At 60.0% G+C, this 12,121-nt stretch carries 12 protein-coding genes; 3 read left to right on the top strand and 9 right to left on the bottom strand.

The features are described 5' to 3' along the window. Window positions 1-42: 42 nt before the first annotated feature. From AF71_RS24960 to AF71_RS24950, 3 genes are all read right to left on the bottom strand, one after another. A complete protein-coding gene (locus AF71_RS24960; protein ID WP_169683696.1) occupies window positions 43-1,560 on the bottom strand; it encodes a putative N-acetylmannosamine-6-phosphate 2-epimerase in 1,518 nt (505 codons plus the stop codon). Window positions 1,561-1,628: 68 nt separating this feature from the next. Beyond that, window positions 1,629-2,378, bottom strand: a complete 750-nt coding sequence (locus tag AF71_RS24955) for a GntR family transcriptional regulator (RefSeq protein ID WP_169683695.1) — start codon at window positions 2,376-2,378, stop codon at window positions 1,629-1,631. Window positions 2,379-2,692: 314 nt separating this feature from the next. Continuing rightward, a complete protein-coding gene (locus tag AF71_RS24950; RefSeq protein ID WP_113469903.1) occupies window positions 2,693-3,595 on the bottom strand; it encodes a DMT family transporter in 903 nt (300 codons plus the stop codon). A gap of 229 nt (window positions 3,596-3,824) precedes the next feature. Between AF71_RS24950 and AF71_RS24945 the strand changes: the two genes are divergently transcribed. After that, window positions 3,825-4,778, top strand: coding sequence for a sterol desaturase family protein (locus tag AF71_RS24945; RefSeq protein WP_210258383.1), 954 nt, complete (start codon window positions 3,825-3,827; stop codon window positions 4,776-4,778). Window positions 4,779-4,950: 172 nt separating this feature from the next. Here the strand turns inward: AF71_RS24945 and AF71_RS24940 are convergent, their stop codons facing one another. After that, window positions 4,951-5,733 carry a response regulator transcription factor gene (locus tag AF71_RS24940; RefSeq protein ID WP_169683693.1) on the bottom strand — a complete coding sequence of 261 codons (783 nt, stop codon included), beginning with the start codon at window positions 5,731-5,733 and terminating at the stop codon, window positions 4,951-4,953. Between the two features lie 698 nt (window positions 5,734-6,431). Here AF71_RS24940 and AF71_RS24935 point away from each other — a divergent pair. Beyond that, complete coding sequence (locus tag AF71_RS24935; protein WP_169683692.1) at window positions 6,432-7,244, top strand: TIM barrel protein; 813 nt, start codon at window positions 6,432-6,434, stop codon at window positions 7,242-7,244. A gap of 18 nt (window positions 7,245-7,262) precedes the next feature. Here the strand turns inward: AF71_RS24935 and cobM are convergent, their stop codons facing one another. Then, window positions 7,263-8,024: a precorrin-4 C(11)-methyltransferase gene (gene cobM / locus AF71_RS24930; RefSeq protein WP_169683691.1), complete on the bottom strand. Its 762-nt coding sequence runs from the start codon at window positions 8,022-8,024 to the stop codon at window positions 7,263-7,265. A gap of 10 nt (window positions 8,025-8,034) precedes the next feature. Then, window positions 8,035-9,267, bottom strand: coding sequence for a precorrin-6y C5,15-methyltransferase (decarboxylating) subunit CbiE (gene cbiE / locus AF71_RS24925; RefSeq protein WP_169683690.1), 1,233 nt, complete (start codon window positions 9,265-9,267; stop codon window positions 8,035-8,037). Here cbiE and AF71_RS24920 point away from each other — a divergent pair. Next, window positions 9,266-10,036, top strand: coding sequence for a cobalt-precorrin-6A reductase (locus tag AF71_RS24920; protein WP_169683688.1), 771 nt, complete (start codon window positions 9,266-9,268; stop codon window positions 10,034-10,036). The two genes, cbiE and AF71_RS24920, sit on opposite strands and share 2 nt — an antisense overlap. Here AF71_RS24920 and AF71_RS24915 read toward each other — a convergent pair. The 3 genes from AF71_RS24915 to AF71_RS24905 are packed head-to-tail and all read right to left on the bottom strand — an operon-like array spanning window position 10,000 to window position 12,121. Next, complete coding sequence (locus AF71_RS24915; protein ID WP_169683687.1) at window positions 10,000-10,764, bottom strand: precorrin-3B C(17)-methyltransferase; 765 nt, start codon at window positions 10,762-10,764, stop codon at window positions 10,000-10,002. The two genes, AF71_RS24920 and AF71_RS24915, sit on opposite strands and share 37 nt — an antisense overlap. Further along, on the bottom strand, window positions 10,761-11,492 hold the full coding sequence (locus tag AF71_RS24910; RefSeq protein WP_169683685.1) for a precorrin-2 C(20)-methyltransferase: 732 nt from the start codon (window positions 11,490-11,492) through the stop codon (window positions 10,761-10,763). Before AF71_RS24910 ends, AF71_RS24915 begins: the two co-directional genes overlap by 4 nt. After that, window positions 11,489-12,121, bottom strand: coding sequence for a precorrin-8X methylmutase (locus AF71_RS24905; protein ID WP_169683683.1), 633 nt, complete (start codon window positions 12,119-12,121; stop codon window positions 11,489-11,491). Before AF71_RS24905 ends, AF71_RS24910 begins: the two co-directional genes overlap by 4 nt.

Here is a 12,121-nt window from a genome sequence, read left to right as displayed (position 1 = left end):
CGTTCCCTTTCTTTTATCAGGTTTCATGCCATTCGCCCGCCGCTACCTGCCCTCACCAGCAAGATCTGCAGCGCCAATGATACCGGCGCGGCGGCCGAGCTTTGCAGCCACCAGACGCGGAGTGAGCCGAGGTGACATGCCAGACAGATGGCTGCGCATCAGATCGAGATAGCCTTCCGCCAGGCCGATGCCGCCGCCGATCACGATCACATCGGGATCGAACATCAGCTGGATATCCCGGCAGAGCGTCGCGGCGCGATTGGCCGAAAGGGACATGATATCGGCTGCCCAAGTTTCACCGTTGCGCGCGCGCTCAAAAACCTCGACGGCGTCGATCGGGTGGCTGGTCTTCAGGGCCTCGCTCGCAATCCATCTGCCGGACGTCTGATCTTCGAAGGGAGCCTGTCCCTGCGATGGTGACCGGATCAGGCCAAAGTGGCCGGCAAGCCCCGACAGCGGCTTGCCGTTGATGACAACCCCTCCTCCGATACCGGTCGAGATCGTCAAAAAGACCAGATCATCACCTGACCCCGCCCCGAACTTGTATTCGCCCCAGGCTGCAGCCTGCGCATCGTTTACGGCAAAAGCAGGCTTGCCAAACAGTGCAGCAACGCGATCGACCAGAGGGTAGCGATCAGGAATGGAAAGCGTTGCCGGATTGAGCGCCGACCAGGCACCGCCTTCGATAAAGCCGGTCACTGCAATCCCGATCCGTTCGTACTGGTTCCGCCAGTTTGCCGTGCTCTCGGCCACCTTTAAAAGCCAGGCGTCCGGTCCAGCGTCGCGCGCGGTCGGAACGACGATCTCTTCCAGAACGGTACTGCCGCTGACGAGTGCTGCCATCGTCTTGGTGCCGCCAATGTCGATGGAGAGGACGGTTTCGCGGTTTGCGCTATTATAGGCCTTGGCGATCGCCTCATTGAACCATGAGGTCACATGCTCGGTGCGGGTAATGGCAGAACCAACGACGACCGCAAGCGCCCCCGCTTGCGCGGCCGCCAGAGCCTGCTCCGGCGAACGGATGCGACCTTCGGCGATGACATAGGGCGTGAGCTGTCGCATCGCCGCGATGAGCTCAATGTCCGGGTCCACGGGTTCCGGTCCGCCAACATAGCCCGAGAGTGTCGTGCCAACGAAATCGACGCCTGCGGCAAGGGCCCGCTTGGCGTCATCGAGAGAGGAGCAGTCCGCCATCGTCAGCTTGCCCCTCGCCTTGATGATGCGGACCAGTTCCTCCACCGAAGCCGGGCGAGGCCGATCCGTCGCGTCGAAGGCGATGACGTCGGCACCAGCATCGGCAAGCGCATCGGCGTCGGAGACGAAAGGTGTAATGCGGACCGGACTGTCTGGAAGATCCCTCTTGACGATGCCGACAATCGGAGCGGAAACGACGGGACGAACAGCTTTCACATAGGCAACCGACTCGATCCTCAGTGCCTTGGCACCGGCGTTCAGTGCCGCTTTCGCAAAGCCAGCGACGAAATCGGCACGATCCATCGGCCCGCCGGGAACCGGCTGGCAGGATACGATAAGGCTATTCCTGATGTCTTCCCGTTGCACTCGTGACACTCCATTTCGGTATCACGATAAAAGGAAAATACCAGATTACAACCAGTTTGTATCTGGTCTTATCGCTGCAGTTCGAAGACGAAGTCGTAGACGTCCCCTTTGTAGCGTGTCTCGCAGTACTCCACGATCTGCTCGTCAGGCAGGAAGCAGCGTCTTTCGGTCATCAAGAGTGGTGCGCCGACCTCGCAATGAAGATGGCGCGCATCTTCGCTGGTTGCTGCTCTCGAACGCATGCGCTGGATTGCCCGTTGCGGCATGAAGCCACGCGCCTCAAGCGCTTCGTATAGTGAATCCCGGACCAGATCGGGCGAGGGAAGAAAGCGCGTCGGCACGGTTGACGTTTCGACCGCGATAGGTGCGCCATCGGCTGTGCGGACGCGTTTCATGCGGATCACATTTGCATTGGCCGACAGCCCGAGCGCCATCATCTCCGTCGGCGAAGGTCGGCTTATGTGCTTGGAAATCCATACACATCCGGCCACCATGCCGCGAGCGCGAATGTCTTCCGAAAAACTCGTCAAGGTCGACATCGACTTCTCGACGCGCGATCCGACCTCCGTCTTGAAGCCGTGTCGGCGATTGAGAAGGCCCTCTTCCTCAAGCAATGCCAAGGCTTTGCGAACCGTCACACGTGAGAGGGACAGGCTCTCGGCAAGAACCCGCTCTCCCGGCAGAACGGCGCCGGCCTTCACGGCATTGGAGCGAATGGCAGCTTCAAGGGCCGATTTGAGCCGCTTGTAAAGCGGCACATCGGGCGCCGTCAGGCTCAGTTCCTTGCTGACGAGTTCGATCAAGCTCATATCTGGCATGCCTGTCCCCGTAACAGATCGATTGCCAAAAAGATTCTTGGAAATCGCCATCTGGAGCTATACTGGTATTATGCCGGTCATGCAATTGCTCTCGAATTGCATGATGGCGCTGCACCTCTTAAGGTTCTTCGGAAGCCCCGCCTGAGGGCAGAAGGGTGATGATTGCGACCGGCGCCCGTTGCTGCGGCGGATCGCCCGGCTATTGACCGTCCTGACGCAGTGGCTCGAAAATAGCTTGTCTCTGCCAGTCCATATACGCGAATGGCGAACGAGGCAGGTGCGCAGAAGCTTACAATGACAGCGCGGCTAATGATCTATGCCGTCAGGCGGCGGGCAGAGAGCACCTGTCGGCGCTCCCACCATACAAGCATGAGGCTGGAGGCGACGATGAGGACTGCGCCTGCCACGACATTGACGGTCGGGACTTCCGACCAGATCAGATAACCGTAGAGAAAAGCCCAGACGAGGCCGCTATATTCCATCGGCGCAAGCGTTGATGCCGGGGCATGGCGGAAGCCCTCATAGAGCAGATACTGGCCGGCTGCAGCGACAATGCCGAGACCGATCATCAATGCCCAACCGAAAAGATCCGGCGTCTTCCACAGCCATGGCAGCATCGCGCCGCAGGCGACAACGAACAGGAAGCTTGTTGCCATCATCTGGTTCAGCGTGCTTTCGGTGCGGCTGACAAGACGAACGAGGACGGTGCTCCACGCCCAGCAGAAGCCTGCGAAGATGACCATCCCCGCCGGCACGAGACTTGGCGCTTCTGCCGGATTGGCGGCAAGCAGCACGCCGGCGAACCCGCCGATGCACGCGAGCCAGCGCATCGGCCCGACGTTTTCCTTGAGAATGAGGATCGACAGCACCACGACCATGATGGGTGCTGAGAAATACATCGTCGTGATCTCGGCGAGACCGAGATGGCGTGCAGCCGTATAATAGGCCATCCATGCCGAAAGCATGAGCCCCGCCCGCAACAGCAGCGATTTCCGGTGCGGGCTCTTGAGTATTGACGGATGCCGCAGCCGGCGGACCATGATGCCGGCGATAACAACAATCATGATGCTGCGCATGAAGAGGATCTGCGGAACAGCGTAGTCCGCCACGAGCCACTTCACGACTGCGTCCTGGATGGCAAAAAGTGAATAGCCCGAACATGCGAGCGCAATTCCGACGAGCGGGCTCGGGGCGTGGTCAGGGGATCGTTGGAGCATTGGCCTGCGGCGGGAGTTACGTCTTGTGCGTGACGCCTATCAAGAAGCTCGCCTCGTGACAATCGCAAGAAATCGTAATGCAAAGCTGCGTCGGCCTATGCGGTCGTGGCCCTTCCTGGATACACAACGCGCTGCCTGATGTAGGAAGAACGTCGCATCGGGCCTTGCCTCGCGGGCGCAACTGCGGTGTATCATGCGCCGTCTGACGCAAGGCAGAAGGGTGCGTGTGATGAATGAAGGCAAGTCGGCGCTTTACTTGGCGGCGTCGTGGGCATTATGGCCCGCACTTTTTGCGGCTGGATTGATCGGGGCGGGTTGGGCTTTTCACACAGAGGCACCGCTGTTGTGGTTCAACGTCGTCTATCTGACGATCGTGGCCGCGATCGCAGGGTTCGAGCGGCTGATGCCTTATGAACAGGAATGGCTGAAGCATGATGGCGAAACATTCAACGACATCGCACATACGCTGCTGACAAAGGGGGGCGTGCAGCTTGCCGCGGCGATCGGCGCGTCCGCCCCGATGGCGATTGCCACCGTGGTACAGCCGGCAGTCACATCGCCAACATCAATTTGGCCGGATCACTGGCCTGTCGCCTTTCAGGTCGTGCTGGGGTTGATCATCGCTGAGTTCGGTCTCTACGTTGCGCACCGCGCCGCGCACGAGTTTCTTTCGCTGTGGCGGTTTCATGCCCTGCATCACAGCGTCGAGCGCCTGTGGGTCGTCAACACCGGCCGCTTTCACGTCGTCGATTCGCTCTTCAAGATCGCGCTTAGCCAGATCCCCCTCTATCTCTTGGGCGCGCCCTTGCCCGTCTTTCTCTGGACCAGTGCCGTCACGGCCTTCATCGGTCTTCTCACCCACTGCAACATAGATGTCAGGACAGGTCCGCTCGACCGGATTTTCAGCACACCCCGATTGCATCGATGGCATCACTCCAGGGTGTTGGCTGAGGGCAACACCAACTACGGCGAAAACCTTGTACTGTGGGATCAGATATTCGGCACTTATTTCAATCCCGCGCGCAGGCCGCCTGCAGAGATCGGAATCAGTGGAACGGTCGCCGAGGGTTTCCTGGCTCAGCTTGTGCAGCCGTTTTCGGCAAAGGGATTCAGGCAGATTCTGGGGCGTCGTGTAGAGCCACAGATGAGCGCCACGCCTGAAAAGGAACGGGCTGAAGCCTGATATACACCGGCAAGTGCCGGCATTTCCGGCTTTTGCTATGAATGAGGTGGGACAAGGTATTTGCAGAGGCGCTCAGCCATTTGCTGAGCGCCATCTGTCGAGACGTAGAGTCTATGTACTGGGAGATACGAGCGGCAAGAATTACTCGGTTGAGGTCGCCCAGCCTCTATCGCTACTGAAACATATCATTCAGCTTATAAGCAACTTCCGTTCGGTTCGTTGCCTTCAGCTTCTTCATGATGTTCCGGATGTGAACCTTCACAGTGCTTTCGCGCAGATTGAGTTCATAGGCGATGATCTTGTTCGCCTTTCCCTTGCGAAGTGCTTGTACGACCTCGGCTTGCCTCAGCGTAAATATGCGCGTGAGCTCGTTCGGTCGCTGCGGCTTCTGGCTCATGTCGATCGAGGCAGTTTCTCCTGCAGACGGAGAAAAGCTGTTACCCGCGACGATGAAGGTGCCGCCTGCAACCGCAAGAGCAAGTGCCTCGACGCATACCTCAATTCCGACGGACGTCGGTATGAAACCGCGCGCGCCGCATTGGAGCATCTTCAAGGTTTGGTTGAGGTCATCGCCATCGGCGAGGATAACGACCGGAGCCGGCGCAAGCTCTGCGGTGATCGTAGCGATTTCTTCGGACAGGGCGGCATCGTCGGCCTTCCGGCCGGCAATGTTGAGAAGGACCGCGCCGACGGGTCGGTTCGTATCCTTCTTGCGCTGCCATTCTTCAATTGAGCCGACGGCAACAGCACCCATGCTGAGGCCGTTCGCTTTCAAGGTCGCCGCAAGGCATTCGCGCTCGAGCGTTCTGGCGTCGATAATCAGCAGGCACTGGTCATCGCCGCGCTCCCTTTCAGTATGCTCGAATTCCGTGCTTGCCTTGGAGAGTGTCGGTACAGGCCGGAGCCTGTTCAATGCGATTTTGCCATTTTCGAATTCCGAAGGTACGTAATTCATACTAGCCCTCATACCCTTTAGTGCTGGGGGACGGTTCGCATCAAGTATACGCAATACTTTGCGACGGTCCCCTGAACGCAGTGGTGATCCCCTTTAGTATGCACAAAGTAGAGATCCAACTTATGCCCAACAACTATTTTGTCGATGTCGAATTTCTACTTTATTGAGAAGCTACATACATAGGTGCTAATAAGCAATACAAAAATATTTCCAAAGGTTAACGCTGGAAAGGCGGGCATACAAATTTATACCTATCTTTATAAAATCTTGAAATTCAGTTTCACTAAAAGAAAAACGCAGTATTAAAAGGCCGTATCAACTGAATGGCGTTGGAATAAAAATCCTGAATTATGTTACAGGCTGGATCGTTATTAACCAAAAATACGCCCGAAAATCGCATTTTATATATTCTTAACGCCGTTGGTTGTGCCTAAGTAACTGTTTAGTTTTCCAACAATCGACGAATATACAGAGGTTGCTCTACTATTCTTATATGGCGTTCGTTGCGCGCTCCCGACCGATATTATTCCTGTGCTGCCGTGGTTGCCTCGCCATGAGGGGCATCTCTCATGGCTGGCCTATTTTCTGTCACGAATGAAAGGGCCTCGCTGCTCGACGTGGATGGATCAGGAAGCCGATTGGGGTAGAGAGGTGCCTAACACCCGCCGTGAATACCAAGGTTTAGGAGGAGACCAGGAATGCCGCCGGTTCGTTTTGCCCTCAACCATATGGCAGCCCCGTCGCTGCCGATCGAAGATTTCTTTGCGTTGGCGACGTCGCTTGGCATTGATGCGGTTGAGATCCGCAACGACCTTGCGGGCAATGCGATCCTCGATGGAACCTCGCCCGAGACCGTTGCCCAGGCCGCAGAGCGTCACGGGCTGACTATCCTCTCGATCAATGCGCTGCAGCGCTTCAACGAGTGGAAAGCCACCCGTGCGGACGAAGCCCGAGAACTGATCGACTATGCCAAGGCTTGCGGCGCGCGCGCACTTGTTCTTGTCCCGAAAAACGATGGCACTGGTCGTGCAGATGGCGAGCGGCAGGAAAATCTCCGCCAGTCGCTGGCTTCGTTGAAGCCGATGCTCAATGCCGCCGGAATCATGGGACTTGTCGAACCCCTCGGCTTCGAGATTTGTTCGCTCCGGTCAAAGGCGGAGGCTGTTGCGGCAATCGACTCTGTGGCTGGACGATCCACATTCAAGCTGGTGCATGACACCTTCCATCATCACCTTGCCGGCGAAGAACAACTCTTCGCTGACTTGACCGGGCTGGTTCATATCTCCGGCGTTAGCGATCCTGCCGTCTCGATCGCGGATATGCGCGATCCTCACCGCGTTCTGGTGGCGGCAGATGATCGCCTGGACAATACCGGGCAAATGCGTGCCCTTATAGAGGCGGGCTACGCCGGACCGTTTTCCTTCGAACCGTTCGCGGCTACGGTACATGACCTCAAAGATCCGGCAAAGGCGCTGCGGGCGAGCATGGACTACCTTTCCGCCGAGGTCTGAGGCGCGCAGTCCCCTCCCCTACTCCCGGCCGCGAAAGCGTCGCTGGTAGGACGCATCATAGAGCGAGCTCTCGCGAAAGCCGCTGGCAGCAAGCGTCTGGCCGACGAAGATGATCGCCGTTCGCTCGATGGGCGCGGCGGCCAGCTTTTCCTCGATGTCACGGAGCGTTCCCCGGACGACCCGCTCATCTGGCCAGGACGCCTTGGCGACGACCGCAACCGGGCAGTCAGCGCCGTAGAGCGGTGTCAGTTCGGCAACAACCTGCTCCAATGCATGAATGGCCAGGTGGATGGCCAGCGTCGAGCCCGTCGCTCCGAATTTCGCCAGAGTTTCCTCGTTGGGCATCGGCGATGCGCGGCCGGAGACACGCGTAAGCACGAGGCTCTGCGCTACTGCTGGAATGGTCAGTTCCCTGCCAAGGCTTGCCGCTGCCGCCGCAAAGGCAGGCACGCCAGGCGTCATCGTATAGCCGATGCCGTGCTTTTCCAGCCGGCGGATCTGTTCGGCAACGGCGCTCCAGACGGAAAGGTCGCCCGAATGCAATCGCGCAACGTCCTCCCCGGCTGCGGCGGCCCGCAGGTACTCGGCCTCGATTTCATCAAGCGACATCGGTGCCGTATCGATGATGCGTGCGCCGGGCGGGCAATATTGCAATAATTCCGGGGAGACGATCGAACCCGCGTAGAGACAAACTGGGCATTTGGCGATGAGGTCACGGCCGCGCACCGTAATCAGGTCCGCTGCCCCCGGCCCCGCGCCGATGAAATGCACTGTCGTCATCTGCTTTCTCTCACTTCTTTATATAGCGCCATTGCGTGACGGGCATCGCCGGACGCCAACCGGTCATACCGCCAAGGGGCGCCGCGCGCGCTATTTCGATACGTGTCAATGTGCCGCCATGCTGCCGCTGCAACGAAAACAGCAGGGACTCCATTTCAAGGGTCACGGCATTGGCAACGAGACGCCCTCCCCTCTTCAAGGCGTGAAGCGCGGCCTCGAGCACACCTTCCTCGCTGCCGCCGCCGCCGACGAAGACCGCGTCGGGCTCGGGCAGGTTCGCAAGCGCCTCGGGGGCGGTTCCTTCCACGATCGCCAGCCCTGGAACGCCGAAGGAAACCGCATTTCTTGCGATGCGTGCGGCCCGTTCACTCGATTGCTCGATGGCGACTGTCCGCAGTGACGGGTCGGCGAGCATCCATTCGATGCCGATCGAGCCGGAGCCGGCGCCAATGTCCCAAAGCAGTTCACCATGGCGCGGACCCAAGGCTGCGAGCGTGATCGCACGGATCTCCTGTTTGGTGATCTGGCCGTCGTGTTCAAAAAGCGCGTCGTCCAGCCCCGGTGTGAAGGCGAACGTTCGCGCCCCCTCCCCTGCCACGATCTCGATTGCGCAAACGTTGAGCGGGTCAATCTCCCCCAGGTCGAGACGATCTGCACGTCCACTGCGCTGCCTTTCGCGATCCCCGCCAAGTGCCTCGAGGACGTGCATGCGGGATTCGCCGAAGCCGGTGACGCGGAGGAGCTCCGCAAGTTGCGCCGGCGTCTCGCCATCGGAGGTCAGTACGATGATCCGCCTTCCGTGGTGCAGGTGTGGCCGGATCAGATCCAGCGGCCGGCCATGCAGCGAAACGGTCGCCGTCTCTTGCAGTGGCCAGCCAAGACGCGCTGCAGCCAGACTGAACGAGGAAGGCGCCGGGATGGCATGCATTTCCTCGGCACCAATGCGGCGCGACAGCGTCGCACCAATACCGTAGAGAAACGGATCTCCCGACCCGAGGACGACGACCGGTGAGCCCCGGAGTGCCACGACCGCCTCAATGGACGTCTCGAAAGGGCTTTCCCAGGCGAGCCTCTTGCCGGTGATGAGCCCTGCCGCTAGCTCATGATGCCGCTTGCCACCGAAGACGACGGGCGCGGCAGCGATCAGCCGCTTCGCCTCGTCACCCAGTCCGGCTGGACCATCTTCGCCGATGCCGATAATAGTCAGCCAGCGTTGGCCGGGAGCAAAAGGCATATCAGACATGGGCAAAATCCGCATCCTGATGCTCGGAGGCACCGGCGAAGCGCGAGCTCTCGCTGAAGCGCTTGAGGGCACTGGCCGGTACGATATTTTGCTCTCGCTTGCTGGTCGGACGGAGAAACCCTCCAATCAGCCAGTTCCGCTGCGCATAGGCGGTTTTGGTGGTGCCGAAGGTCTGGCCGCCTTTCTGCGTGATGGTGGTTTCGACCTTTTGATCGATGCAACGCACCCGTTCGCTGCTCGCATCTCCAGAAGCGCCAGTGAGGCCACAGCTGCAGCGGGCATTCCCGCACTGGCCTTGCGCCGGCCGGAATGGATGGCTGAGCCGGGTGATCGGTGGACGCCTGTTGCGACCATCGTGGAAGCGATAGAGCGGCTTGGCCCCTCCCCTCGCCGGGTCTTCCTGGCAATCGGGCGCCAGGAAGCCCATCGCGCCGAAGCCGCCCCCCAGCACTCTTACCTCGTTCGAAGCGTCGATCCTGTCGAGCCGCCGCTTGTTCTTCCCGACGTCCAGCTCCTTCTCGATCGCGGCCCCTACTGTGTTGAAAGCGAAGTTTCGCTGCTCCGTACGCATCGCATCGATGCTCTTGTGACCAAGAACAGCGGCGGTTCGGCGACTTATGCGAAGATCCAGGCTGCACGCCAGCTCGGCATCGAAGTATTCATGGTCGCGCGGGCGCCAGCCGCCACCATGGAGACGGTTGCCACTGTTGAAGCGATGCTGGCGGCGATCGATCACCTGTTTTCCCCTGCGATGAACCGCGGAGTGTAGACGAGGTCCGGCTTTCCGTCTCGAGTGATCACCTTTGTCTCGGGCGAACCGATAATGACACAGGTTGCCATATCTGCCGTCGTCGCGTCGGCTTCGGCAAGCGGCTGGACGGTGATGCGTTCGTCGGGGCGTCCTGCAGCTCTACCGAAAATCACTGGTGTCGTTGCCGGCAGGTCCGAGCGCAGCAAGTCGAACGCCTTGCCCAATTGCCAGGGCCGTGCCTTGCTGATCGGATTGTAGAGCGCAATGACGAAGCCCGCTTTTGCCGCCATTGCAAGACGGTTTTCTATTATATTCCAAGGCTTTAGGTTGTCAGACAGCGAAATGGCGCAGAAGTCATGGCCAAGCGGCGCACCGATTCGAGCGGCAACCGCAAGCATGGCGGTAATCCCCGGCAGCACCACGAGGTCGATCGCGCGCCATTCTTTCGGACCGTTGTCTATGGCCTCGCATACTGCGGCCGCCATCGCAAAGACTCCCGGGTCTCCGCCGGACACGACACAGACGGTTGCGCCAGTTGCCGCCGCCCGCAACGCGGCCGATGCCCGATCCAGCTCTTCCCGGTTATCGGAGGCCTGTCGCCGCTGATCGGACCTGAGGTTCAGCCGGTCGAGATAGGGTCCGTATCCATAGAACTCCGTTGCCTTGGAAACCGCCGCAGCCGCCTCCGGTGTCATTTGATCCGGATTGCCGGGACCGGTCCCGATCACGAAGAGCCTGCCGGTCATCGGCGAGACTCCCAGCCGGGCACGAGCACCAGTGAAAAGTAGGGTGCGTCGCCGTCGGGCCGGTCGGCGAGTTTCGTCATCGCCGCATTGACCATGGTGCCTCGCTCGACATAGACGGCCTCGGCAAGGCGTCCGGATGCCTCCAGCGCGCGGCGGATCTTGGGAAGGTTGCGTCCGACCTTCATGATCACCGCGGCCTGTGTGTCTGACAGTCGGCGCTGCAGCTCGGCTTCAGCCATCGTACCCGGCAGTACGGAAAGCACGTCATCTCCCTGAACGATCGGGAGGCCGGCGAGCGACCAGCATCCGGACATCGCGCTGATCCCCGGGATCACCTCGGTTGGATAACGGTTCGCCAGGCGTACATGCAGATGCATGTAGGAGCCGTAGAACAGCGGGTCACCCTCACTCAACACGGCAACGGTGCGGCCTTCCTCCAGGTGAGCCGCCACGGCGGCGGCCGATTGATCGTAGAAGGCGGTAATCTGGTTTCGATAGGCCGCGTCCGTCTTTTCGACCTCGGTCGTCACCGGATAGTAGAGCGGCAGCAGCATCTTTTCCGCGGTCAGGAGATGCTCGACGATCGCCTTGCCGTTGCCGCCCCTGCCCTGCTTGGCAAAATACGCAACGACATGTGCGGCCTCGATCGCCTTGACGGCCTTGACCGTCAGGAGTTCCGGGTCCCCGGGACCGGTGCCGACGCCAATAAGACGGCCAGGATTCGTCATAGGCCGGGCCTCGCAAGGGCATTCAGGGCAGCGGCCGTCATGGCGCTGCCGCCGAGACGGCCACGCACGATCGCGAACGGTACGCCATAGGAGTTTTCAGCCAGCGCATCCTTCGATTCGGCCGCGCCAACGAAGCCGACCGGCATGCCGATGATCGCAGCCGGTTTCGGTGCGCCATCTCGAAGCAATTCAAGCAGATGGAAGAGGGCTGTCGGAGCATTCCCGATCGCAACGACGCTGCCGGCCAGCCGGTCCAGCCAAAGATGGAGCGCTGCTGCCGAGCGGGTATTGCCGCTCTTTTTCGCAAGCTCCGCGGTGCGCGGATCGTGCAGCGTGCAAAGCACGTCGTTGTGGGCGGGCAAGCGTGTCCGGGTGACACCGTGCGCCACCATTTCCGCATCGCAGAAGATCGGTGCGCCATCATGCAAGGCGGCGCGTGCGGCGCTAACGAAGCCTGGCGAGAACACAAAATGCTCTGCCGCCTCAACGAGCCCGCATGCGTGAATCATGCGCACGGCAATATCGGCTTCCTCGACAGAAAACCGTGAAAGGTCGGCTTCGCTGCGGATGATCGCAAAGGACCGCTGGTAGATGGCGTCCCCGCTGTGAATGTAGTCGTAGTCAGGCAT

Origin of the sequence: Rhizobium sp. 57MFTsu3.2 (assembly GCF_012932765.1) — a bacterium.
In the GTDB taxonomy this organism is placed as follows: domain Bacteria; phylum Pseudomonadota; class Alphaproteobacteria; order Rhizobiales; family Rhizobiaceae; genus Rhizobium; species Rhizobium altiplani.
The sequence above is the reverse complement of the archived record's forward strand: the minus strand, read 5'-3'. Positions and strand labels throughout refer to the sequence as shown.